The 23,504-nt window shown below is 59.2% G+C and carries 20 protein-coding genes; 13 read left to right on the top strand and 7 right to left on the bottom strand.

All coding sequences use genetic code 11. The annotated features are described in order from the left end of the window. The first annotated feature begins 57 nt into the window (after nt 1-57). The 4 genes from HRU92_RS06605 (at nt 58) to HRU92_RS06620 (ending at nt 7,509) form a co-directional block, all read left to right on the top strand. Nucleotides 58-3,777 carry a vitamin B12-dependent ribonucleotide reductase gene (locus tag HRU92_RS06605; RefSeq protein WP_172123429.1) on the top strand — a complete coding sequence of 1,240 codons (3,720 nt, stop codon included), beginning with the start codon at nt 58-60 and terminating at the stop codon, nt 3,775-3,777. Nucleotides 3,778-4,147: 370 nt separating this feature from the next. Continuing rightward, nucleotides 4,148-5,656: an adenylate/guanylate cyclase domain-containing protein gene (locus tag HRU92_RS06610; RefSeq protein ID WP_173087810.1), complete on the top strand. Its 1,509-nt coding sequence runs from the start codon at nt 4,148-4,150 to the stop codon at nt 5,654-5,656. Beyond that, complete coding sequence (locus HRU92_RS06615) at nt 5,657-6,406, top strand: E2 domain-containing protein (protein ID WP_173087812.1); 750 nt, start codon at nt 5,657-5,659, stop codon at nt 6,404-6,406. It abuts the gene before it with no gap. Continuing rightward, entirely contained in the window at nt 6,403-7,509 is a 1,107-nt protein-coding gene (locus tag HRU92_RS06620) for an adenylate/guanylate cyclase domain-containing protein (RefSeq protein ID WP_173087814.1), read from the top strand. The genes HRU92_RS06615 and HRU92_RS06620 overlap by 4 nt, the downstream gene beginning before the upstream one ends. 93 nt (nt 7,510-7,602) lie before the next feature. On the opposite strand, the gene HRU92_RS06625 is transcribed toward HRU92_RS06620, so the two are convergent. Together HRU92_RS06625 and HRU92_RS06630 are read right to left on the bottom strand one after the other, a co-directional pair. Continuing rightward, a protein-coding gene (locus HRU92_RS06625) for an IS3 family transposase (RefSeq protein ID WP_248306968.1) occupies nt 7,603-8,729 on the bottom strand; the annotation gives its coding sequence in 2 pieces (ribosomal slippage) (nt 7,603-8,486 and nt 8,486-8,729; 1,128 coding nt in all). 78 nt (nt 8,730-8,807) lie between these two features. Continuing rightward, entirely contained in the window at nt 8,808-9,062 is a 255-nt protein-coding gene (locus HRU92_RS06630; RefSeq protein WP_349236862.1) for a helix-turn-helix transcriptional regulator, read from the bottom strand. Between the two features lie 257 nt (nt 9,063-9,319). Here HRU92_RS06630 and HRU92_RS06635 point away from each other — a divergent pair, with 257 nt between their 5' ends. The 3 genes from HRU92_RS06635 (at nt 9,320) to HRU92_RS06645 (ending at nt 12,665) form a co-directional block, all read left to right on the top strand. Beyond that, nucleotides 9,320-9,937: a hypothetical protein gene (locus HRU92_RS06635; RefSeq protein WP_173087818.1), complete on the top strand. Its 618-nt coding sequence runs from the start codon at nt 9,320-9,322 to the stop codon at nt 9,935-9,937. Between the two features lie 101 nt (nt 9,938-10,038). After that, on the top strand, nt 10,039-10,761 hold the full coding sequence (locus tag HRU92_RS06640) for a TniB family NTP-binding protein (protein WP_173087820.1): 723 nt from the start codon (nt 10,039-10,041) through the stop codon (nt 10,759-10,761). Beyond that, nucleotides 10,695-12,665: a TniQ family protein gene (locus HRU92_RS06645; protein WP_248306969.1), complete on the top strand. Its 1,971-nt coding sequence runs from the start codon at nt 10,695-10,697 to the stop codon at nt 12,663-12,665. The genes HRU92_RS06640 and HRU92_RS06645 overlap by 67 nt, the downstream gene beginning before the upstream one ends. A 130-nt stretch (nt 12,666-12,795) precedes the next feature. Here the strand turns inward: HRU92_RS06645 and HRU92_RS06650 are convergent, their stop codons facing one another. Further along, nucleotides 12,796-13,674 (bottom strand): SDR family oxidoreductase, encoded by an 879-nt coding sequence (locus HRU92_RS06650; RefSeq protein WP_173087824.1) that lies wholly within the window; start codon nt 13,672-13,674, stop codon nt 12,796-12,798. Between the two features lie 88 nt (nt 13,675-13,762). On the opposite strand from HRU92_RS06650, the gene HRU92_RS06655 reads away from it, so the two are divergent. Beyond that, nucleotides 13,763-14,665, top strand: a complete 903-nt coding sequence (locus HRU92_RS06655) for a LysR family transcriptional regulator (RefSeq protein WP_173087826.1) — start codon at nt 13,763-13,765, stop codon at nt 14,663-14,665. A gap of 375 nt (nt 14,666-15,040) precedes the next feature. Here the strand turns inward: HRU92_RS06655 and HRU92_RS06660 are convergent, their stop codons facing one another. Beyond that, nucleotides 15,041-16,468, bottom strand: coding sequence for an aspartate ammonia-lyase (locus tag HRU92_RS06660; RefSeq protein WP_173087828.1), 1,428 nt, complete (start codon nt 16,466-16,468; stop codon nt 15,041-15,043). Nucleotides 16,469-16,961: 493 nt separating this feature from the next. Next, nucleotides 16,962-17,618 carry a dihydrofolate reductase family protein gene (locus tag HRU92_RS06665; RefSeq protein ID WP_173087830.1) on the bottom strand — a complete coding sequence of 219 codons (657 nt, stop codon included), beginning with the start codon at nt 17,616-17,618 and terminating at the stop codon, nt 16,962-16,964. A 117-nt stretch (nt 17,619-17,735) separates the two neighbouring features. On the opposite strand from HRU92_RS06665, the gene HRU92_RS06670 reads away from it, so the two are divergent. From HRU92_RS06670 to HRU92_RS06690, 5 genes are all read left to right on the top strand, one after another. After that, a complete protein-coding gene (locus HRU92_RS06670; RefSeq protein WP_127755372.1) occupies nt 17,736-18,059 on the top strand; it encodes a metalloregulator ArsR/SmtB family transcription factor in 324 nt (107 codons plus the stop codon). Between the two features lie 17 nt (nt 18,060-18,076). Beyond that, a complete protein-coding gene (locus tag HRU92_RS06675; protein ID WP_210259502.1) occupies nt 18,077-18,556 on the top strand; it encodes an SRPBCC family protein in 480 nt (159 codons plus the stop codon). Between the two features lie 373 nt (nt 18,557-18,929). Next, entirely contained in the window at nt 18,930-19,580 is a 651-nt protein-coding gene (locus HRU92_RS06680; protein ID WP_206524664.1) for a hemolysin III family protein, read from the top strand. An 839-nt stretch (nt 19,581-20,419) separates the two neighbouring features. After that, entirely contained in the window at nt 20,420-20,602 is a 183-nt protein-coding gene (locus HRU92_RS06685) for a hypothetical protein (RefSeq protein WP_173087833.1), read from the top strand. Continuing rightward, the gene (locus HRU92_RS06690) at nt 20,599-20,991 is read left to right on the top strand and encodes an SOS response-associated peptidase family protein (protein ID WP_173087835.1); all 393 of its coding nucleotides are present in this window, start codon (nt 20,599-20,601) and stop codon (nt 20,989-20,991) included. The genes HRU92_RS06685 and HRU92_RS06690 overlap by 4 nt, the downstream gene beginning before the upstream one ends. 123 nt (nt 20,992-21,114) lie before the next feature. Here the strand turns inward: HRU92_RS06690 and HRU92_RS06695 are convergent, their stop codons facing one another. Together HRU92_RS06695 and HRU92_RS06700 are read right to left on the bottom strand one after the other, a co-directional pair. After that, the gene (locus tag HRU92_RS06695; protein WP_127753243.1) at nt 21,115-21,537 is read right to left on the bottom strand and encodes a response regulator; all 423 of its coding nucleotides are present in this window, start codon (nt 21,535-21,537) and stop codon (nt 21,115-21,117) included. 84 nt (nt 21,538-21,621) lie between these two features. Beyond that, nucleotides 21,622-22,770, bottom strand: a complete 1,149-nt coding sequence (locus tag HRU92_RS06700) for a histidine kinase dimerization/phosphoacceptor domain -containing protein (RefSeq protein ID WP_173087837.1) — start codon at nt 22,768-22,770, stop codon at nt 21,622-21,624. Nucleotides 22,771-23,504: the final 734 nt, after the last annotated feature.

Below are 23,504 nucleotides of genomic sequence, written 5' to 3' on the forward strand. Positions count from 1 at the left end.
ACACCGGAGTCTGGCCACTAAGCTCGCCAGTCTCAAACCGCATCAATCGAGGCCACCATGAAGATCGATCGCCGTTTCACTGCCGCCGCCGAGGACCGCTACGCGTCAATCGAATTCCGCTCCGCCACGAGCGAGATTCGCAACCCGGATGGCTCGGTCGTTTTCAAGCTCGAGAACATCGCGATTCCCGCAACCTGGAGCCAGGTCGCTGCCGACATTATTGCGCAGAAGTACTTCCGCAAGGCCGGCGTAGCCCGTGCGCTCAAGAAGGTTGAGGAAAACTCCGTTCCGTCCTGGCTGTGGCGCTCCGTCCCTGACGAAGCCGCGCTCGCCAAGCTGCCGGAAGCCGAACGCTTCGGCTCGGAAATGGACTCGCGCCAAGTCTTTGATCGCCTTGCCGGCACCTGGACCTATTGGGGCTGGAAGGGCGGCTATTTCGACAGCGAGGACGATGCCCGCGCCTTTTTTGACGAGCTCTGCTACATGCTCGCCACCCAGCGCGTCGCCCCCAACTCGCCGCAATGGTTCAACACCGGCCTGCACTGGGCCTATGGCATCGATGGTCCCGGCCAGGGCCACTTCTATGTTGATCCCTTCACCCACAAGCTCGTGCAGTCCAGGAGCTCCTACGAACATCCCCAGCCGCATGCCTGTTTTATCCAGTCGGTCAACGACGACCTCGTCAATGACAACGGCATCATGGATCTTTGGGTGCGTGAAGCGCGCCTCTTCAAATATGGCTCGGGCACCGGCACCAACTTCTCCAAGCTCCGTGGCGGTGGCGAAAAGCTTTCCGGCGGCGGCCGTTCTTCTGGCCTGATGAGCTTCCTCAAGATCGGTGACCGTGCTGCCGGCGCCATCAAGTCGGGCGGCACCACCCGTCGCGCCGCCAAGATGGTGGTGATCGATATCGATCACCCCGATATCGAGGAATATATCAACTGGAAGGTCAAGGAAGAACAGAAGGTCGCGGCGCTCGTGACCGGCTCCAAGACCGTCTCCAAGCACCTCAAGGCCATCATGAAGGCCTGCGTCAATTGCGAAGGCAATGGTGACGATTGCTTTGACGTGACCCTCAACCCCGCCCTCAAGCGCGAAGTGCGCGCCGCCAAAAAGGCGCTGGTGCCCGAGAACTACATCTACCGCGTCATCCAGTTCGCCAAGCAGGGCTATACCGATCTCGAATTCCCCATCTACGACACCGATTGGGATTCCGAGGCTTACCTGACCGTGTCGGGCCAGAACTCCAACAATTCCGTGCGCGTCACCGACGACTTCCTCAAGGCGGTCGAAACCGATGGCGACTGGAACCTGACCGCTCGCAAGGATGGCAAGGTCACCAAGACCCTCAAGGCGCGCGATCTGTGGGAACAGGTCGGCTATGCCGCCTGGGCTTCGGCCGATCCTGGCATCCAGTACCACACCACCATCAATGAGTGGCACACCTCGCCCGCGGCCGGCCCGATCAACGCGTCCAATCCGTGCTCGGAATACATGTTCCTCGACGACACCGCGTGCAATCTCGCTTCGGTGAACCTGCTGCCCTATCGCAACCCCGATAGCTCGTTCAACACCTCGGCCTATGAGCACACCGTCCGCCTTTGGACCATTGTGCTCGAAATCTCGGTGATGATGGCGCAGTTCCCCTCGCGCTCCATTGCGGAACGCTCGTTCGAATACCGCACGCTGGGCATCGGCTACGCCAATATCGGTGGCTTCCTGATGACCTCGGGCATTCCCTATGACTCCGCCGAAGGCCGTGCCATTGCCGGTGCCGTCACCGCCATCCTGACCGGCGTCGCCTACGCCACCTCGGCCGAGATGGCCAAGGAGCTCGGCCCCTTCAAGGACTACAAGCGCAACGCCCCCCATATGCTGCGCGTCATCCGCAACCATCGCAACGCCGCCCATGGCAATGCCGAGGGCTATGAGGGTCTCTCCATCACCCCCGTGCCGCTCGATCATGCCTCGCTGATTGACGCCAACCTCAGCGAGCGCGCCAAGCTCGCCTGGGACAATGCCCTCGCACTCGGCCAAGCCCATGGCTATCGCAACGCCCAGGTTTCCGTGATCGCCCCCACCGGTACGATCGGCCTTGTCATGGATTGCGACACCACCGGCATCGAGCCCGATTTCGCCCTGGTGAAGTTCAAGAAGCTCGCTGGCGGCGGCTACTTCAAGATCATCAACCGTGCCGTGCCCCCGGCCCTGCGCACCCTCGGCTATTCGGAATCCCAGATTGCCGAAATGGAAGCCTATGCCGTGGGCCACGGCAACCTGAACCAGGCACCGGGCGTCAACCCATCGACGCTGCGCGCCAAGGGTTTCACCGATGACAAGATCGCCGCGCTCAACGCTGCGACCGCATCCGCCTTCGACATCAAGTTCATCTTCAACCAGTGGACCCTGGGTGTCGATTTCCTCAAGTCGCTCGGCGTCACCGAAGAGCAGATGAACGACTTCTCGTTCGAGCTGCTGCCCTTCCTTGGTTTTTCCAAAAAGGACATCGAGGCCGCCAATATCCATGTTTGCGGCGCCATGACCCTCGAAGGCGCGCCGCACCTCAAGGACCAGCATCTGCCCGTGTTCGATTGCGCCACCCCCTGCGGCAAGATCGGCAAGCGCTACCTGTCGGTTGACTCGCATATCCTGATGATGGCGGCGGCCCAGCCCTTTATCTCGGGCGCCATTTCCAAGACCATCAACATGCCCAATGACGCGACCGTGGAGGACGCCAAGCAGGCCTATATGCTGTCCTGGCGCCTGGCGCTCAAGGCAAATGCGCTCTATCGCGATGGCTCCAAGCTCTCCCAGCCGCTCAACTCCTCCGTGCTCGCCGCAGCCGACGAGGATGAGGACGAGGATCACGTCGAGAACCTTGTCGCCATGAACGCCGATGCCCGCGTCCCCGCGATCGCCGAAAAGATCGTCGAGCGCATCATCGAGCGCGAAGTGGAAGTGCGCTCGCGCGAAAAGATGCCCGATCGCCGCAAGGGCTACACCCAGAAGGCCGTGGTCGGTGGCCACAAGGTTTATGTGCGCACCGGCGAATATGACGATGGTCGCCTGGGCGAAATCTTCATCGACATGCACAAGGAAGGCGCCGCCTTCCGTGCCATGATGAACAACTTCGCCATCGCCATTTCGCTGGGCCTGCAATATGGCGTACCGCTGGACGAATATGTGGAGGCCTTCACCTTCACCCGCTTCGAGCCCGCTGGCATGGTCATGGGCAATGACCGGATCAAGAACGCGACGTCGATCCTCGATTACGTGTTCCGCGAACTCGCCGTTTCCTATCTCGACCGCGACGACCTGGCCCATGTGAACCCCGACAGCCCCACCTCGCTTTCCGGTGGCGTTGATGAGGAACACCATGCGCGCCCCTCGGCTTCCGCCAGCCCGGCACCGGTTCCAGCCGAAAAGTTCGTGTCCCGCGGCATGACCCGTGGCCGCACGCAGAACGCCTCGCTGATGCTGGTCCCCACCGCCCAGGCCGCGCACTACGCGGCGCCGGCAGCCTCCGCCTCGACGGTGACCACGCTGCGCTCGGCCACGGCCCTCAAGATCGACCCGACCCCGACTGCCCTCAACGCCGCCGAGCTCCACCCCATCCCAACCCCGCCCCCGTCCAAGGACACGGGCGTGCTCCGCGCCGAAGCCCAGATGAAAGGCTATACCGGCGACCAATGCACCGAGTGCCACAACTTCACGATGGTCCGAAACGGCACATGTTTGAAGTGTGATACCTGCGGTACGACGACTGGTTGTAGCTGAGGGTTAGTCGGCCGCTGGTGAACTTCGCAAAATTCTGCCCTTTGAACCAATGTTCTGCCCTGTCGAACGATCCACAAGGCATTGTTGGTGAATAAGCTAAGTTGTGGTCGAGGAGCCAATTGTGACGTGACTCATAGTTTTTCCTCTATCAGCCAGTGTCTTTCCCTCTCTGGCCGATAGTTCTTCCCCCGAGCGGGTCGGCCGAGAAATCGCGGTAACACGCAGGGGGCTAAAGAAATCCTACTTAGCGGCGAGAACGGTCTCGCCGCTAAGTGACACAAGGAACAAATGGCGAACCCACGGTCGTGTGCCTTTACAAGTTTGGAGTGAATTATGACTTGGAACAGAAGTCGCGCCGAGAAGCGCATCGATGATTTTCTGGGCACCGTCCCTGAGAGTGCAGTTAGCGTCGACACCTTTGAAAGCCTATGAGCGCGAAGTTCAGTCTCGGGTGATGAAGGGGCAGTCTATCGGCAACTACTCTCCGATCGTCCGCATCCCGCCCAGCCAGGCTGTCTTGGTCGACGGCGTGCATGTGTACGTCCAACTGCTGGACTACCACTCCGTGCTGACCGATACGCAACGCGAGCGCGAAGAGCGCTATATGCGTGCTCTACAGTTCCTGCATACCCATTACTCAGCTTCCGATCAGGTCGTGGCGAACTACCAGGCACAGCGTGTCGACTATCATGGTCCACGGCTCCATGCGGTTATTGCTACACCGCCAGGCAAGGTGAATGAGCTGGATCGCATCAAGCGAGCCTTGGACTTCGCTTTGGCCATGAAGCGCATGATCGAGGTGACGGGCGATAAGGTGCTAGGGGGTGAGTTCAAAACCCGTGTTCGCATTGGCATCGACACAGGTATGGCAGTTGCGGTGAATTCTGGTCGAGGCGATGAGCCAGAACCCTTGTTCCTTGGTAATCCGGCGAACTATGCTGCCAAGCTCGCTGATGGTGAAGAAGCAGGTATCTACCCGAGCGATCGGGTTCGTACCGTTGTTGGAATGTCTCGCTTGGGTGACCTTGCGGCTCAGAAGCGTTTCGCCTTCTTGCAGGACAGTGCAGCGACGCATCTCGTGACACGCTCAATGCCAGATCGGCAGATTGAAGCGATGGCCGAGAACGTCAGGATGTCTGTCGAGCCTCAAGTGCGTGCTGCCGAGTTCCGCTTTCATCGTCATCAACCGCCACTATCCACGATCAAGTATTCGGAGCTGATGCCGAGCAACACCATCTACATGGAAATGCTGTCGCTCTTCGCCGATATCGACGGGTTCACAGCGTATGTTCAACGCTGCATCGAAACGGGCAAGGTGAAGGAGTTGGTCTCCAACCTGCATGTGATCCGCAAGGAGTTGGCGGCAGTCCTCAAGGATGATTTCAAAGGCCGGAAAGTACGCTTCATTGGGGACTGCCTCCATGGGTTGATTGCTGAGGGCAGTTTGAAAGAGACGGATCCTGCAGCGACCGTCCAGGCGGCAGTTCTTTGCGCCGGCGCCATGCGGTCCAGTTTCGTGCTATGCCAGTCCAAGCTCCCTGGCATCAGCAATCTTGGACTGGCTATCGGCTTGGAGTACGGCAATACGCCGGTAAGTCGTCTGGGCACCCGTGGCGATCTTTCAGTTCGTTGTGCCACCAGCAAAGCGGTTTCGGAGTCCGAACGTTTGCAGTCGGAGCTCGATGGGGATGAGACTGCGCTCGGCTCTCGAGCGCTGGCCACGGCGTCTTACCGTGTGAAAAAGCTGTTCGATCGCAACGGACGTCAATCGGGGTTGGACTATGCCGCCGCCTCGGTGTTGCTGATGAGCGCTCCAATGGTCGCCAAAGCTGCAGCACAAGAGGATCGTCCTGAATTTCGCGGCCACATGGAGCTTTGAGTGTCCTGCCTCTCGCTTCTGATGGATCACGCACCGAACTGGTACAGCGTAAGCGGCCGCGGAAACGGATCTGTTGATGGCGTTTGTGTAGTTGTCGACGAGACCGCGGCCAAGGACAAGGAATATTCTGTCACCATAGAACAGATCGGTGAGGCAGTTTACGCCAGGGAAACACGCCTCGGGGAAAAGCTGCCGAAAGTCTGCTACAATCGGCACATCATGCCGAACGGTTATTTCTGTCTGGGCTTGAGCGCCGGTCACCTTGTGAAGGATGTCAAGGGTGCTCGGGACTGGTGGAGTAACCTTTCTCAGTTTCTTCGCCTGCAGGGAGTAGCTTCATCAACCGGGCGCTGGCCGCGAACGATGGAACTCGATCATGGACAGGCGGGGCACTACCATCGTCGTGCTTTGGACGCTGCTGCCAAGCTTGGCGTGTCAGAAGAATATGAGCTTGCGCTGCTTGGAAAGCCTTCATGGACGACCAGCCTTCTGAGTGGCGATGGGATGCATGTCATCAATGGCAGAGCTCCTTGTCCGGTAGGATGCACCCGCGCAGGCAGGCACATTCTTCGGGGTGAGTGCTGCGCTAAAAACAGTTTGCTCGAACTTCTCCAGAATGAGCGCTTGCGAGCTATCTCCCTGGACAGGTTTTGGGAAAACGTCCGCACGAACGAGCAAATGGCTTGCTGCGGAACAATGATCAGCTGCCCTTTGCGTGCAGCCAGACGGCTTGAGGCACAACGAAAATGAACACTGCCACCGGTCTTGAGATGTTCGCTGCAAAGTACGCAGAGGATCCTCTGAAGCTCCTTGAAGCGATTGGCACCGTCAAGCATCTCCGCCGGTACAACGATGGAGACGTGATTTGCCACGCAGATGAGGTGGCGGAGTGTCTTTGGATTGTGGACGAGGGAACTGTGGTGATTGGCGAAGGAAGTAAGATCACACGTCGTCACAAAGGCGATGTTGTTGGTGAGATTGCTTTTCATCGTCCGGGCGAAGCTCGACGCTCGACCGGAATTAAGGCCGACATGACCGCAAAGCTTTGGCAGATCGATCGGTCAAAGATCGATCAAATGCAGCCGGAGCATCGCGTTCTGTGGCTTGAGGCTGTGGCCGCAGTTCTGTCGGACAAACTGATTGAGGCCACGGAGCAGCGGGCCTTGCTGCTCAAAGAGAACGTCTCTCTTGATCAGGTGCTGAAGCGCTTCGTCTGCGAAGACGGTCTGATGGCCGTTAATGGAGCATTCGAAAGCCAACATATCGAGCCTGACATGACCACAGCGCTTCTGTGGTTCAGTGACCTTGCCGGCTTCTCGACTTTCTCCCGAGAATTGAAGCCGTCCGATGCAGCAGAGCAAATCCGACGTTTCATGGAAATCCAGGTGGAAGAAATCCACGGGGCTGACGGTGAAATCGACAAGTTCATGGGTGACGGGTTGATGGCGTTCTGGCGCATTCCTGATGAACACCGTACCCAGGACCGTGTTCCCCGGGCCGTCAGAGCAGCATTGGCATCCGTCGAGCGCATCAAGGCCATCGTTCTTCAAGAAGGCTTGTCTCTTGATATCCGGATCGGCCTGCACTTGGGACCCGTGGTCATTGGTGACTTCGGAGGAAAGGATCGTATTGCCTACACTCTGCTTGGCGAAACGGTGAACTCGGCATCACGCTACGAGCAGGCCCGGACCTGTGTCGAGGGAATGATCTTGGGCAATGTCCGGTTGAGTGAGGTGGTTTTCAGCAAGCTTGAGGATCCAGACCTTCGCATTCAGTTCGAAGATAAGCCTCGTACCTTCCGCGACAAGTCAGAACGCCTGTTTCTAACTCACGCCTCGAAAGATCTATCGTAGCCATGGGGAGGTGGGCCTGCCAACCGGGTGGCCATGCTGACCAGCGGACGATTAGAGACTGAATAGCCCCACGTCCTGTAGACACCTTCGGGGTTAGATTTGGTGCCGTTTCTCGAACTCGACGGGCGATAGCATGCCGTTGCGGACATGCTTACGGGTCGGATTGTAGAACATCTCGATGTAATCGAACACATCCTGGCGGGCTTCGTGCCGCGTTCGATAGGTGCGGCGCCTGATCCTCTCGCGCTTGAGCAGATTGAAGAAGCTCTCAGCTACAGCATTGTCGTGGCAGTTTCCGCGCCGGCTCATTGAGTGAACCAGATTGTGGTGCCGCAGGAAGCTGGCCCAGTCCATGCTGGTGAACTGGGAGCCCTGGTCAGAATGGACCAGCACCGTGTTGTGTGGCTTGCGGCGCCAGACCGCCATGTGAAGAGCCTGCAAGACGACCTCGCTGGTCTGCCGGCTTTGCAATGACCAACCGATGACGCGGCGCGAGAACAGATCGATGACCACGGCCAGATAGGCAAAGCCCTCCGTGGTCCTGATATAGGTGATGTCGGTCACCCAGGCGGTATCGGGTGCAGCGACGTCGAACTGCCGGTTCAGGGTGTTGTCGATCACCACCGATGGTTTGCCGCCATAGGTGCCAGCTCGGCGCCGATAACCGATCTGGGCCTTGACCCCAGCCAGTCTGGCCAGGCGGGCGATGCGGTTGGCACAACTGGTCTCGCCCTGATCAAGCAGGTCGTCATGCAGCTTGCGGTAGCCATAGACTTTGCCGCTCTGGCTCCAGGCGTCCACGATCAGCCGGGTCTGACGGATGTCTTCCTGGGCCCGTTTGCTCAATGGCGTTTTGATCCACGCATAAAAGCCGCTGGGGTGGATGCGCAGGCACCGACACATGGTGCGCACCGAGAACTGCTGACGATGCTCCGCAACGAACGCGTACCTCACTTTGCATCCCTGGCGAAGTACGCGGCCGCTTTTTTTAGGATGTCGCGCTCCTCGGTGACCTGCACCAGTTCGCGCTTGAGCCGCCGGATCTCTTCGGACTGTTCATCGCCCTTGTCGATCGCCCCGCCATACTTCTTGCGCCACTCATAAAGCGAGTGGGCACTCACCCCCAAACGCTTCGAAACCTCCGAAACCGGATAGCCCCGCTCGGTGATCTGACGCACCGCATCGCGCCTGAACTCGTCAGTGAAATTGCTTTTGCCCATGCAGGCCTCCTTGCCTCAAAATTAGGGAAGAAGGCGTCTACAAATCTAGGGGCTATTCAATAGCGAACTCTGGCACTCTCATGGCTCAGGGTGACGCATGGTCACACCGACACCGGTGTCGTCGTTGGTAAATGCAATCCCCGCCCTAACAAGAGCGTCATGAATCGCCTCCAGCGTGCTGACATACGGCGCCGAGCCCCTCTCGAATGAACGAATGGTGCGGACAGTCACACTGGCTTTTCGCGCGAGCTCGTCTTGAGACCAATCCAAAAAGGCCCGCGCAGCCCTACACTGGCTGCTGGTGATCAATGCAATATTTCCTAGACCAAACAATTGTCTGGTGGGCGACAGATTCGGTCAAGGAATTCATAATCGTCGCCATTAACCATACTTTGCCGAAAAGCGGCAAAGTGGTTGCAATTTTGGTTGAATTGTGCCATAGTAATACTGCGAGCTTACGGCGACTTCGCCAGGGGGACGGGTCCAAGACTCCCGGGAGCAAATGGTATCGACGGGCGATGACCCGCCGGTGCGACTTGACCACCCATTGCCAATGCGAGCGACAGCTCGCCCCACCAGGAGTATTCGTAATGTCACTTGCGGTCACCCGTGGGCTAGGCCTGCACGTCTGCCCATCTGACAAGTCCGTTGATCGCAGCATCACCGTCCGGCGATTGCGTCGGAACGCTGCAACTCTTGTATCGGTCCATCCACGCGCAGAATACCTGGGCGATGATGATCTGACCGAAAGCTTCGCTCGCGCGAAGGGCTTTTCGCCGGATGATCTTGCAATCCTTCGTATTTCCGTCGGAAACAGGAGACACACAATGGTGTGCCCTCCGTCTCATGTTTGGCACACCCGGAAATCTGAGTTGGTCGAGCTCAAGGAGATGGCAAACGCTGCGGGCAGGAGTTGTTTCCTCGTTCCAGAAGCCGCAATACAACGGCAACCTCGCCTCAGCGTAGCTCGCGCAATCGAAGAAGCATTCGGGGTCGAAGTGAGCATTGAAGACAGGATGACAATCCTTGTTCACATGATCGAAGCAGGTGGACAGAGTTCGCTCATGGATTGTGCATGCGCCATTCAACATCCGGAGCCCTTCTCGGCGGTGCTGCACATGGTCTCTCTGGGCATTCTGAGTATCGACGGCGGCAGCCAGCTCACACCTAACAGTGTGGTTTTGCTAAGCGATGGAGCTGTGGCGTGATCTGAGCGCCGCAGCCGTCCGCCGACGGCTTCTCTATCCAGATATACATGACGATCGGGTTGATCAGCACTTGCGCTGGATGTCATCAGACAAAGACGTAAATGGAAATGGGCACCTTCCTCCCCTACGTCTCGGTCAGTCTTGATGGTCGTTCGTCGCTAGCCAATCTGGGAAACGACATTCTGCACAAAGCTGGCTATACCGCGCGCCGAAAGATTGCCGAAAGTGATGTTTGGCCGATGTTACCTGCTGAGCTAGCGATGCGTGGCATCTTTGTTATCCACATCGACGAAACGCAGCATCTGCTCAAGAGCGCATTTGAGAGGGAGAAGCTGGATAGCTCATTAAAGGGTCTCATGAACGACCCAGAATGGCCCATGCGCTTCATTCTGTCCGGTATGCCAGAGACCAACGACTTGCTGGTGAGTGACGAGCAGGCCGAAAGGCGCAACTTCAGCGTCGAGCTACCTGCAATCGACATGAATCAAGAGCGCTTCCTAGTTGAAAAGATCATACGACAGCTTTGTAAAGAAGCTGAATTCAACTGCGAGGCTCTGATCACGTCGGATGTTCCGGAGCGCATCGCACATGCCGCCAACTACCAGTTCGGCCGAACTGTCGAGATCACGCTGTCGGGCATCCAGGAGTGCGCGATGGCAGCAACCAGCGAGTTGATCCGCGAGCACTTTGCAAAAGCATACCTCTACCATTCGCATGCCCGCGGGCGTGACGATATGAATCCGTTCCTCTCGGATGGATGGGCCAGCCTTCGGCCCGGTTACTACATCATCGAAAAGGAAAAGATGATCGGGAAAGCGAAGTGACGGCCATTAGCGCCCTAGGGCTACGGCACTCACTACAAAACCGTGAGCCTGCAGCAGGTTTCGCCTCTCGCCTCGCTGCGGTCAACGGACGTCCGATGAATACCTTCCTGCGGGATATGAGAATTCTTCCGAGATCTGTTGATCGAGGTGAACGTCAGCAAGTCGTCGAACTTGCTCAGCTTGGAGGAGCAGAACCTTCAGAACTCCTTCGCTTCACGCCCGTAGCGCTGGAGCGTAAAGGGTTTCACACTCTCGGCGATGAGATTGTCGGCTATCGCGGGGTCAACCGTACGTTCTTCCGCTTCTGCCCTCATTGTGTTGCCGAGGACATTAAGACCTTCCCGGGCCCTGTCGGAGCTCGTCCATGGTTGCGGCTGGAATGGACTGTCGGCCATTTCAGGTCGTGCGATACCCACGAAGTGTATCTCGCCAACACGACGCCGGTTCGGCGACGCTTCGAACCGTTCGATTTCAGCGAAACCATCGCGACCTTTATCAGCGATATCGAGCACTATCGATCTGTCGCTGAACGAGCGGCCCCTTCACCTTTCCAGACCTGGATGGCTGCCAGGTTGGGTGGTCAGAAAGATCCCGCGAACTGGTTGGATCAGTTTCCGTTTTATGTTGCCGCCGAATGGTGTGAGGCGCTTGGTATCTCCGCGCTTCATTCGCCAAAGGTGCGAACCTCGCAACTTACCGAACGCGATTGGGCAGAAGCCGGCAACGCTGGCTTCAACATTGCATTTCAGGGAGCGCCGGCACTTGAAGAACTGCTCGCGCGCCTGAACGAAGGGCAACGTGAGACTCGGGGGTTTTGGGGCGTCCACGACACATATGGCTACGCCTACAAGTTTTTGATGCGCACGCTCGAAGACGAGGATTTTAGCCGGATCCGCGATCTTGTTCGCAATTTTGCTAACAGGACCATGCCTCTCGAACCTGGATCCGATGTGCTGGGTGTAGCCATTGCTGACCCCGGCGTTGTCACTGTCCGGTCCGCTGCCAAACAATCCGGTGTTCACGATCGGACCATCAGGCGCATTTTCGACCGCAAGGGGCTCGCGCCAGCCGCCTTTGACGATAATTTGCGTAACCATCGAGTGACGGTATCCTCTGGCGACGTCAAAGCGATGCTTGATAAGTTGAAGGGGGCCATCAGCGGTCCGGAGGTGTCGAGACGCTTCGCCATTCCGCGGCTTCACCTTAATGCCTTGCGCAAAGTTGGTGCGTTGCCCACCGCTACCCAGTCCGAAAATACGCCGCACGCCAAACACCGGTTTTCCCTTAATGACGTCGACAGCATGTTGGAAAGAATGTTCGCCGGTGCGGAGGACGTTGCCGCTCCAACGGATCGTCAGTTGCCGGTAATGGATTGCAGACATGTAGCCGGCGCCAGCCTTGAGACTGTGTTGACTTCGGTTTTCGATGGCACCCTGACTTGGAAAGGTCGACTTGCCGGGCGCTCGGGCTACTCCGCTTTGCTGCTTGACGCAGATGAATTGATTGAACGGGTGAGAACAGAACCCGTCCTTGTAAATTGCCTTAGGTCGGATCTCCCTTCCCTGATTCCCGGTCTCAGTCCCCTCGCGATCGAACCGCTTGTTGCTGCTGGCATCCTCATTACGGCAACGGAATTTAGTCGGAACGCGCGTCGAAAGGTTCCAGTGGTTCTCCGAACGAGCGTCGACGATTTCAACCGACGGTATGTCTGCCTTGGCGGCTTGGTCAAATCCACCGGCCTGCATTTCAAGCAGGTCCAATCGGTACTCTCACGCCATCGAATTACCCCAGCTTTCGAGCCGGATGAGATGAAGGTTTGGTTATACAATCGTCAGAAGCTGCGGCCTCTGGTCGAGTCCGAACCGAACGTCTGGGCAAACGAGCCGGATGAGGCGCCGATCTGATGTGATTTCGCAATTGCGCTTGAGCATAGCGCTTCCGAGGCATTGCCCAGCCTATCCCTGGTCAAGGATCAAGCACCGGTGCGGCGATGCATTTTTCTAAGAGAGCTGGCACTCATCATCGTACGTCCTTTCATTGTTCAGCTCCTGGCTTGATGGTGAAAGCAGTCTTGTAGTCGGCGAGGAAAGCCGCGAATGAGCGGGCCTCACGCCCCGTCACCGCTGACACTGCCGGGCCAACCCCGTCGGCCTCATGGCGGGCGTAGTGGGCGTAATCCTCGATCAGGCCATCGGCTTGCCATTGGGGGAAGCCCGCCGTGAGCGCGGCATCGCGCATGATATCGGGCGAGATCTCGACAAAGGTGACGGCTTGGCCTATGGCCATGCCGATCTGCCTTGCCATATCCTCATGGGTCAGCGCCTGCGGACCGGTGAGATCATAGACTTGGCCCTCGTGACCGGAGGTGGTCAGCACGGCGAGGGCGACGGCGGCAATGTCACGGCTATCGATCAGGCTGACCCTCGCGTTGCCGATGGGCGCAAACAGCTTGCCCGTGGCGGCGATGGCGCCGCCGAAACCCACAAATCCCTGCATGAACAGATTGGGCCGCAGGAAGGTAAAGGTCATGCCGCTGTCGCGGATCGCCTGCTCCACCGCCGCGTGATAGCGCAGGAAGCGCACCGGGGAACTGGCTGCGGCATGCAGTTGCGACAGCTTGGTGATATGCTTGACCCCCGCCCGCTGGGCCGCAGCGACAAAGGTTAGTTGCTGCTGCTCGGCCCGCTCGGTGGAATTGGTGAGCAGGAAGGCCCGATCAACGCCCTGCAAAGCCGCCCCAAGCGAGGCCAGGTCGTCGAAGTCACCAGTGACCGGCGTGATCCCCGCAAGGCCTTTGAGCTTGTCGGCGGCGGCAGCGGAGCGTGTCATGGCCCTGGCCGCTAGACCCTGGGCGGAAAGCTGTTTTGCCAGTTCAAGGCCGACCTGCCCGGTGGCACCTGTAAGAAGGATCATCGTGAGCTCCTGTTGTGTCCCACCAATATGAATGCGGACAGCCATCAAGCAAATTGACAAGAGCATTCAGGCCGTTAGTATAAAATGTATGAGCATAAATGCCCGGAATGCGAGCATCGACTGGGAGCGGCAGCGGGCCTTCATGGCCGTGATGCGCGAGGGCAGTCTGTCGGCTGCGGCCCGGGTCCTCAATGTCGCCCAACCCACCGTTCGGCGTCGCATCGAGGATCTGGAGAGCGAGCACGGCATCGTGCTGTTCACCCGGTCGCCCACTGGACTGCTGCCGACCGCCATTGCCCATGAGCTGACCGCGCATGTCGAAGCCATGTCGAGCGCCGCCCGGTCCTTTGCGCGTGCCGCCTCTGCCGAGGCCGGGTCGCCCGCCGGTGCGGTGCGGATCACCGCCAGCGAGGTCGTGGGGGTCGAAGTTCTGCCGCCAATGCTGGCGGCGCTGCGGGCCCGGCATCCGGGACTGGTGATCGAATTGGGGCTCAACAATCGCACCGAGAATCTGCTCGATCGCGAGGCCGATATTGCCATTCGCATGGTGCGTCCGGTGCAGGACGCGCTGGTGGCCAAGCGCATTGGCGCTATACGGCTCGGTCTTTACGCCTGCCACAGCTATCTGGCCGCCCATGGCACGCCCACCTCGTTTGAAGAGGTCAGATCCGCCGGACTGATCGGCTTTGAAAGCGAGACGGCTGGCATCCGCACCTTGCGTCAGCGCGGCCTTTCATTCGGGCCCGAGGATTTCATCTTCCGCACCGACAGCGACCTTGCCCAACTAGCGGCGATCCGCGCGGGCGTTGGGATCGGCGTTTGTCACGTCGGGCTGGGCGAACGCAACCCCGAGCTGGTCCGGGTGTTGCCGGACGCGTTCAGGATGGAGTTTGAGACATGGGTGGTCACGCATGAGGACCTGCAGCAGGTGCGGCGGGTGCGTCTCGTCTTCGACGCCTTGGTCGATGGCCTGACAGCCTACGCCCTGTAAGCTGGTTCGCGATAGCTCGCTGATTGTACACGGCAGGCGCCAAGCCGTTCGGGTGACCCGATGCGTCGACCGAATGCTGGCCATGCGAAAACCGACTTCCGCATCGCCTCATCAAGGTCATTTGCATAATGAGCTGCTTCCTGCCTGCCACTGTGACGGTTGCCGCTGCGTGAAGGAGCGGCGGCTTCCGGGAAATGGAGGCGCTGACGCTCACGGCCGATAAGGGGTCGGAGCTGCCATCGACCAACCTGCTGCTGAACGGCAGCTATCCAATCTGTAAATTCTGAAAACAGCCAGTCCGCTGCCGGCCCCCAAAGTGCCACTCGGAGCGGGGCTGCCTGACAAAGCTCGCCACTAACCCCAACACCACACCGTCTAGCTTTTCTCCTCCTTTCGCTTGTTGTCGGCTCTGGCCGCGGACTCTGTGAGAGGTTCGAGCTGCATTAGGGCGGCGAACTCCTCATGCGTTAGAAAACCTAGAGCGACCACCGTCGCCTCGACGGAATGTCCGCTCCCCTGCGCCGCCTTCGCAACGGCGACCGCGTTCTCGTAGCCGATACGAGGCACTAAAGCTGTTACAGCAACGAGACTGTTGCTCAAGAGGCTCGCAATTCGCGTCTCGTCGGCGACGATCCCGGTGACGCATCGCTCTGTCAGCACCGTCATGGCGGCTTCCAGCATACGGATCGACTGGAGGATGTTGAAGATGACAACCGGCTCCATCACGTTGAGCTGAAGCTGCCCTGCTTCAGCGGCGAGGGTCACCGTGAGGTCATTTCCGATCACCTGGTAAGCTGTCTGGTTCACGACCTCGGGGATCACCGGGTTGACTTTGCCGGGCATGATGGATGATCCGGCCTGCACTGCCGGGAGGATGATCTCGCCGATCCCGGCTCGAGGTCCGCTGCCGAGCAGCCGCAGGTCGTTGCAGATCTTCGAAAGCTTGACCGCAATGCGCTTCAGCACCCCCGAGAAGGTAACGAAAGCACCGAGGTCCGAAGAGGCCTCCACCAAGTCGGTTGCCGGAATCAGCGGCATGCCAAATATGGCGGATAGTTGAGACACTGCGGCCTCCCGGTAGCCCGCCGGAGCATTGATGCCAGTTCCCACTGCAGTGCCGCCAAGGTTGGTTTCGCGCAGTAGGTCCGAAACCTGACCCAGGCGCTCGATGTCCTCATTGATTGTTGCCGCGAAAGCGGAGAACTCCATTCCCAAAGTCATGGGAACCGCATCCATCAACTGGGTGCGGCCAACCTTCACTATCCCGGCGAAGGCACGGCCCCGCTCGGCGAAAGCCTCGCTGAGGTGGCGCTGCACGCCCATTAGCGCTCGGGAGGCGAGCAGAATGGCAAGCCGTGCGGCGGTCGGGTAAACGTCGTTAGTCGACTGCGAACAGTTGACGTGGTCATTAGGATGCAGATGCCGATAGTCACCACGCGGCCGTCCGAGCCGGTCAAGCCCAAGATTGGCGATCACCTCATTGGCATTCATGTTGGTCGACGTACCGGCCCCGCCCTGGATCATATCGACGACGAAGTGCTCGTGGTGCTTCCCGTCGATGATCTCGTCGCAGACAGCGGCGATGATTTCGGCGAGCTCGGGTGCCAGCGCTCCCACCTGGGCGTTTGCCAGCGCCGCCGCCTTCTTCACCATGGCCAGTGCGCGCGGTAGCTCAGGGAAGTGCGACAGCCTGACGCCCGTGATGGGAAAGTTGGTCAGCGCCCGCGCCGTGTGGATTCCATATAGGGAATCGGCTGGAAGGGGCAGTTCCCCAATCGAATCGTGCTCGACGCGCTTGCTCATACATTTTCCTAACGGCTTGGCCGGCGCCTGCCGCTCTCTTGGCACTTGGCTCTCCGGCTGTTTCGTTCCGAGACGGTGACACTGCGCTTGCAGATCAGCTCCCAGCCACGTCAGCTGTATAAATGAGGATAACAGGAACAGCACTCAACAGAAGCGAGCCCCACGTCGCCATGCGAACGGCGGGTTTGGTCGGTCATAAGCTGCCGGTCACTTGTCGGCCCCCATACCGGCCCGCGGCATCAACGCAGTCGGAACGGCAGCTTACCGGCTGATGCCGCTAAACTCCGACCACCGCTCCCGGGCCCCTACCCTGCCCTTCAACTTTCTTGGCCGCCCGTCAGAAATGGGGTGGGTTGCAGACAGTCTGCTATTGCTTCACCCGGACATGGAAGCGGACGTTCCAGCTCCGCTCCAAGCCAAGGCATTTTGCCTGCTGCCGGCAGTTTTAAATGATCATACCGGTCGATGTGGAGGCTCTCGCCGGCCCGTGACCTTAACGGGCGAAGGTCAGGTGAATGGTGCCGCTTTCGGCGGTCTCGGATGTGACCGATGGCAGGCGGGCTTCGAGACGGCGCTGGTTGTCCCACAGGCGAACGCCGCTGCCGAGGACAATGGGCGCGATAGCGACATGGAGGTAATCGACCAGATCGGCCTCAAGGTAGGCGCGCACGAGGGTGGGACCACCGCCGATGCGGACATCCTTGCCGGCGGCAGCGGCGGTAGCGCGTGCGAGTGCGTCCTCAATGCTGGTGTCGATAAAGTGGAAGGTGGTGTCTGACACCGTGAGCGTGGGACGCGAAGTATGAGTGAGGACGAAGACAGGGCAGTGGAACGGCGGCTCATCGCCCCACCAGCCTTTCCAGTTCGGATCGTCGGGGAAGTTATGGAGGCCAAATTTGCCGGCACCCATGATTTCAGCACCCATGATTTCAGCACCCGTGTTCTCAAAATAGGCGCGGGCGTAGGCGTCATCTACACCAGTGGTGCCGGCACCTGAGTTGTCGTGAAAGACACGCTCACGGAAGGTGCGCGTGGCGACGTAGGAAGCGGTCAAGCGCCCCCAATCTTCACCGAAGGGCTTTTCGGGAGTAGTATCTGTAGTGGTGGCGAAGCCATCGAGCGAAATCATTAAGTCGACACGTACAGCCATAGCGAACTCCAGGTGTGCAATGTCAGTAAGGCAGGTACCTTCTTATTAAGACTCTGACAGTAAGGCAAGTGCCTCTTTAAGATTGACCAGATGGAAGGTCCACGCTAGGCCTTGGACATGCCTTATCACTCGACCCCACTGGACCTGGCCTTCCATGCTCTGAGCGACCCAACACGGCGCGCTGTGGTGTCGCGATTGCGCGAGGGAGAAATGCCGGTCAGTGCGCTGGCCGCGCCGTTCGACATGGCGTTGCCCTCGTTTTCGCAGCACCTCAAAGTGCTGGAAGAGTGCGGCCTGATCATCAGTGAGAAGCGTGGACGCAGCCGCTGGTGCCGGCTTGTGCCGGAGCGGTTCGACGAGGCGGCAGACTGGATGGAAATAGAGCGCCATCGTGCGGCCGAGCGGCTAGATCGGCTTGAACGCTATCTCGACCGGACGTGAAGGGAACCCCGATGACGATGCTGTTCGAGAACCTGCTCGATACCTGGTCTATGGACCGCGAGATCGTCTTGGTGAAAGTGCTGAAGCACCCGCGCCCCAAGGTGTTTGCGGCGTGGATGGACCCGACGGCGCTTAGTCAATGGTACGGCCCGGACGGGCTAAGCATCGAGAGCCATGAGGCCGATATGCGCGAGGGCGGGTTCTGGCGCTTCGACATGGTGGGGGTATTCGAGGGCAAGCAGCAGCGCTTTCCCAACCTGATGCGGTTCATCCAGATCGTCCCTAATGAACGGATTGTCATCGACTATGGCGCGGAGAACAGCGACCCAAACGGCTTCCACATGGTGGTCACGTTCGACGAGCAGGCCGACGGTAAGACCGTGCTGAGGATGCGTCAGCTGCATCCTAGTCGCGAGCGGCGGCAGGCGGTGGTGGCCTTCGGTGCAGTCGAATATGGGCTGCAGACGTTGGGTGCGCTGGAGCGATGGCTGGGCTAAGGAAGACCCCCGGCCTATTTGCGCCCTGCACCGGAAACGTTCATCGCGGGGCAGCGCGATAAAGGCCGATGGGGGGGGGTGGTTTTCAGACCGGCAGCTTTTGAGCTTCAAGGTTGTGCAAGCGGACATTTGGTGCGTCAGTGCATGCAATGTGACGATGGGAAACGCACGACGTGACGTTTGCCCCTGTAGCCGTTGTCGTTCATCCCCCTTAATCAGCGCGGCATGGCTAGAGAAGGTACGGGCACCAGCACGTGTGTTTTCCCGCGTCGGTTAGTTGATGAAAAAGTGCGATCGTTTTGCTACACACTCTGTAGCACCCGCGTGCCCCGCTTCCTATATACGGCAAATGGAAAGCCCGAACCGAGGCCTTGTGGAAGCCCGCCCGCATTATCCCAGCGTTCAGGCGCGCGCCGCGGATCTGTTTGTACATTTGCTGGGTCTCGGCCTGGCCCTCCTTGGCGGCGCCATCCTGCTTTGGATGGGCATCCAGGATCCAGCCCCTGGCAGGCTTGCGGTCATCGCGATCTACTCGCTTGGCGCGGTATGCATGTTCGGGTTCTCCACCGCGTACAACTTCGCGCCGGCTGAATGGAAGCCCGTGCTGCGCCGGCTCGACCATGTCGGCATCTTCCTGATGATCGCAGCCACTTATACGCCGTTCACCGCGTATCTGCTGTCCGGGGCCTGGGCCTGGTCGCTGACGACCAGCCTGTGGGTGCTGGCCGGCTTGGGAATTGCCGGCAAGATCTTCCTGCCGCCGATCAGCCAGAGGGTCTGGGTGCCTATCTACCTGGGCCTGGCGTGGATCGGCGCCATCGCAGCAGTCCCCCTTGCCGAGATAACCTCCGCGGTGGTGCTGTGGCTCCTGGCATTTGGCGGGCTACTCTATTCAGCTGGTGTTTTTTTCTACACCAACAAGCGCCTGCAGTTCGCCAAAGCCATCTGGCACGGCCATGTCGTGGCAGCGGCCGCGACGCACTGGGCAGCCGTGCTGGTGGGGCTGTTTGTGGTCCGCTCCTGATCGCCGCTCCCCCAATCCGCCTGGCGCAGCGTTGAGGAAGGGATGCTGGGCTTTGGCAGTTTTCTAGGAGCAGCAGGTCCGTTCCGCTGCGGTGCGGATGTTGATAACGGGCGGGAAGACCGTGCACGTAATCGCCCGCACGCCCGATGCGCATGCAGCAGCGCTAAGCCGTCGCTATGGGGTGCATGGCGCAAAATGACGTCCAGATAATCCTTGAGGCTCTGGGGATCCAAAGCCCCCGCCGATAATACAGATTTTCACCTGACCCTCCCTGTTGGCCCCGCAGTCGGAAGTGACCGGCAGCAGAGTTGATCGTGTAGCGGCACGTGCAAGACCCAAATGCACCGTGTGAGTCGAGGTTACCCTTTCGGCTCACAAGTTAGTTGTTCATCGCTCTCGAGGCCGTTGGTCTGGCGCTCAAGGGCCCCCTGACCCAAAGGCGCGTTCCACTCGAGCGGTAACGTTCGATATCCTCCAGCTCAAGTTAGCATGATTGACATGGGTCGCCTGGATTCCGCCCGCTGTCGCGTGAAAACAAGGGATGGCGTTCTGGAGACCGCGAAGCCTCGGCACGTCCGGAGAGGTTCCGGGTGCACCGCTGAACTACCGGTACCATTGAAGACGAAGGCTCCCGCGGCTGGCCCGGCGCAGCGCCATGTTCAGGCAGGAAGTCGAGGAGCGTGCTCCCATCCTGGGCAAAGCTCCCGTTACCGCCTCGCGCTGGAATATCAGCAGCCACAGCGCGCGCTCACACGGCCGTTCAAGCGTACGGTAGAAGACCAAAATCCAGACGCCGGTTTATCGGGGTTAACTAAGCTGGTTCACTGAGGAGATCACCAATGACGGCCACGGCTGGACTGATGATTGTTGAAGACCAGCCCTTGATTGCAATGATGATCGAGGAAATGGCGGCCGACCTCGGCTGGGTTGTGGACGGGATCCTCTATTCCGAAGCTGACGCGCTGACCTTTCTCGACGCTAACCGACCACACTTGCGCTTCTCGATACCAATCTTGGTTTGACGACCAGCCTCCAGGTCGCGGCCGCCTGCCAAGAACGAAAGATTCCGGTGGTTTTCACCACGGGCTACAACGCTGCCGACGTATTGGCGCAATGCGGTAATGCGCCGGTGTTGGCCAAACCGTTCTCTACCGATGGCACCAGTTGCACCATCATCACGGCGCCGGCGGTCGAGCATATCGCCGATATCCATGGCCGCATGCCGGTCATCCTCGAGGAGAACGCCTACGATGCCTCGTTGTCGGGCGATGCCAAGGGAGACGATGCCAAGGCGATCCTGCTCGACAACCATCTTGACAGCCAGCTTGAGTTCTTCCGGGTCGGCCGCGAGGTGAACAATAGCCGGCACGAGGGTGCGGATACCAAGAAGCCTCTTTTGAACGCGCTCTAGGAACCGAATTCGGGGTCGCTCATTATCAGGCCAAACGGCGCGCGATACCCCTCCAGCGCGGTTTAAGAAAGCCGCAGGCGGTGTGTCCCCACCGCGGGCGGCTTTCTCTTTCACCCTCGCCGTTCAGCTTTCGCGCTTCGCGGCCTTCTTGAGCTGCTCCGGCATGATGTCGTCCGGCATAATCTCCTGGAGATGGTCGTAGACGACATCTGCCGAGAAGGGCTTCCCGATGAAGACGGCGCCGTCCGGCATGTCCCCGGGCTGCGGTTTTAGATGACCTGACGAAACCACGATGGCGATATCCGGCCAATTCTTCGCGCAGGTGCGGGCGAGGTCGAAACCGTTAAGTTCACCCGGCGGCATCTCCACATCGGTGAACAGCAACTGGATGCTGGCGTGGGACTCCTCGAGGATCGCCAGGGCCTCCCCAACTTCCCCCGCCTCGTAGACCCGGAAGCCGGCGTCTTCGAGAATTCGCGCCGCATCCATACGGATGAGCACGTTGTCATCCGAAACCAAGGCAAATGGCGTGTAGTCGTCTGACATAACGTGCTCCAGCAAGGCGTTTTAGGACAATGCATGGATTAAGGAAGCGATGCTTACCTACACTCCGCCATCTCGTTCCACCTGTCAGTGAACGGTGTCTTTCAGCCCTGGAAAGTCGATCCAGAACTTGGCACCGGCTCCGTCTTCCCGAGTTCCGAACTGAAGAGTCCCGCCTAGTTGACGGGCCAATGCCACGACGACCTTCATGCCCAGCCCACTCGTATTCGCCGGATTGAAGTCCGCGGACAGGCGGTCACCCGAGTTGGCAACCGAAAGCCTATGCCTTCCGGGTGACGGCTCCTCGAAGCTTACCTTGATCTGACCGCCCCCGTGTTTGGTCGCATTGATGACCAGCTCGTTCAGGACCAGGCCCAGAGGTACGAGCAGGTCCGCCGCCAATGAGGCAGGCTGTACATCGACCAGAATGGGCACATCCGCGTTCAACGTACCTTGCAGCTCTGCCATGAGATTTTCAATGTAACCCTTCGCATTCACCGAACCGGCACTCTGGTTCTTGAAGATATGCTGGTGTACCCGGGCCACCGACGCAACTCTCAGAGCCGCCACGCGAAGCTGTTCGGCGGCATGCGAGCCCTCTACCTGCCTTGCCTGGAGCTGCAGCATGGATGAAACCAGCTGCAGGCTGTTCATCACGCGATGGTCGATTTCCTGCCCGAGCATGCGAGCTGTCTCGAGTGCGTCGGAAAGCTCTGCAACCGCTTTTCGTGCAGCCAGGCGCAGTTCCATCTGGTCCATGACAACCGAAGCAAGATGACGAAGTTGCTTGATCTGTTCTTCGGTGACCGGGCGTGGCTCGCGATCGATTACGCAGAGCGTGCCAAGTTTGAATCCATCTGCCGTGGTTAGCGGAACGCCTGCGTAGAACCTCAGACCGAACTCTCCGGCGACCAGTGGATTGGCCAGGGAACGAACGTCTGTCGCCGCGTTCTGGAGAACCCAGACCTGATCCTGTACGATCGCCGATGCGCATAGTCCCGGCTCTTTGCCGATCTGCTTGACACCATCAAGCCCGTGATGGGACTTGAACCAGACCCGATCCGTATCGACTAGGCTGATGATCGAGATCGGCACGTTAAACAGGCTAGCTGCAAGCGCGGTGATCCTGTCGAACGAGCCGTCCGGCGGCGTGTCGAGTATGTCGTAGCGCCTCACGGCGGCTAAGCGCGCTGCCTCGGCTTCGGCATCCGTCAAATTCGATTCTGTCGACGACATCGTTCTTCCCGTAGAGGCTAAGAGCATGGTGTAACTCTCAGTCATCCGCGCCCTTGTTCAGTGGCCATTGATGTTCACAGCCTACAGCATTTCCGCTTCATCGATAGCATGCCGCTGCTGAGATATCGCTTACGTTATTCCCCCGTCAGCGATCTTGACGGTCAAATTGCCGAGCGGCAGTTTTTGGGATTTAGCTATGTCATATCGAAGGTCTGAATGGGGTCGTTAGCAGCGCCCTACCCCACTTCGTTTTGGGGTGGTTTTCGGACGGTCTGCAAATGGGGAATGCTCAGACTAAGCGGACAACACCCTCCGGCACCACGATCGCACTGCGGGATCGTCGTGCGCAAAGCACCAGGAGCTGGCTACCCATCGCTTGGCACTCGGATAGTCGCTATCCAAGCCGTTGAACCTAAGCCACTCCAGAGCCAAGCCTCTGTCATCTTCGGATGCCAATGGCGAAATTTCATGGTCGAGATAAGCGACTGCCGACCAAACAACATGTGGGTCTCGGAGCTGCGTGGTCAATCGTTACGTGTGGAGTGGCCGCTTCCTTGCTCATCCCTAAGATCTACAACCAGGTGGCATTCTCCACGGGACGTGGCCCCGGACGGCAGGCGGACCTCTCAACGACCACTTATGAAAAGTGGCGGAGGGGATGGGCCTACCGTCGAACCTTCTCCACCAGCGGAAGCCGCCGACGGCCCGTGCAAGCACTGTGGGCGTGGGCGCCT

Source organism: Devosia sp. 1635 (genome assembly GCF_013185955.1).
GTDB lineage: Bacteria > Pseudomonadota > Alphaproteobacteria > Rhizobiales > Devosiaceae > Devosia.

Bases quoted from the DNA above. Each gene is read 5' to 3' on its own strand.
- HRU92_RS06605 (WP_172123429.1), top strand. From the start codon at position 58: ATGAAGATCGATCGCCGTTTCACTGCCGCCGCCGAGGACCGCTACGCG.
- HRU92_RS06610 (WP_173087810.1), top strand. From the start codon at position 4,148: ATGATTTTCTGGGCACCGTCCCTGAGAGTGCAGTTAGCGTCGACACCT.
- HRU92_RS06620 (WP_173087814.1), top strand. From the start codon at position 6,403: ATGAACACTGCCACCGGTCTTGAGATGTTCGCTGCAAAGTACGCAGAG.
- HRU92_RS06635 (WP_173087818.1), top strand. From the start codon at position 9,320: ATGTCACTTGCGGTCACCCGTGGGCTAGGCCTGCACGTCTGCCCATCT.
- HRU92_RS06640 (WP_173087820.1), top strand. From the start codon at position 10,039: ATGGAAATGGGCACCTTCCTCCCCTACGTCTCGGTCAGTCTTGATGGT.
- HRU92_RS06645 (WP_248306969.1), top strand. From the start codon at position 10,695: ATGGGCCAGCCTTCGGCCCGGTTACTACATCATCGAAAAGGAAAAGAT.
- HRU92_RS06650 (WP_173087824.1), bottom strand. From the start codon at position 13,674: ATGATCCTTCTTACAGGTGCCACCGGGCAGGTCGGCCTTGAACTGGCA.
- HRU92_RS06655 (WP_173087826.1), top strand. From the start codon at position 13,763: ATGAGCATAAATGCCCGGAATGCGAGCATCGACTGGGAGCGGCAGCGG.
- HRU92_RS06660 (WP_173087828.1), bottom strand. From the start codon at position 16,468: ATGAGCAAGCGCGTCGAGCACGATTCGATTGGGGAACTGCCCCTTCCA.
- HRU92_RS06665 (WP_173087830.1), bottom strand. From the start codon at position 17,618: ATGGCTGTACGTGTCGACTTAATGATTTCGCTCGATGGCTTCGCCACC.
- HRU92_RS06670 (WP_127755372.1), top strand. From the start codon at position 17,736: ATGCCTTATCACTCGACCCCACTGGACCTGGCCTTCCATGCTCTGAGC.
- HRU92_RS06675 (WP_210259502.1), top strand. From the start codon at position 18,077: ATGCTGTTCGAGAACCTGCTCGATACCTGGTCTATGGACCGCGAGATC.
- HRU92_RS06685 (WP_173087833.1), top strand. From the start codon at position 20,420: ATGACGGCCACGGCTGGACTGATGATTGTTGAAGACCAGCCCTTGATT.
- HRU92_RS06695 (WP_127753243.1), bottom strand. From the start codon at position 21,537: ATGTCAGACGACTACACGCCATTTGCCTTGGTTTCGGATGACAACGTG.
- HRU92_RS06700 (WP_173087837.1), bottom strand. From the start codon at position 22,770: ATGTCGTCGACAGAATCGAATTTGACGGATGCCGAAGCCGAGGCAGCG.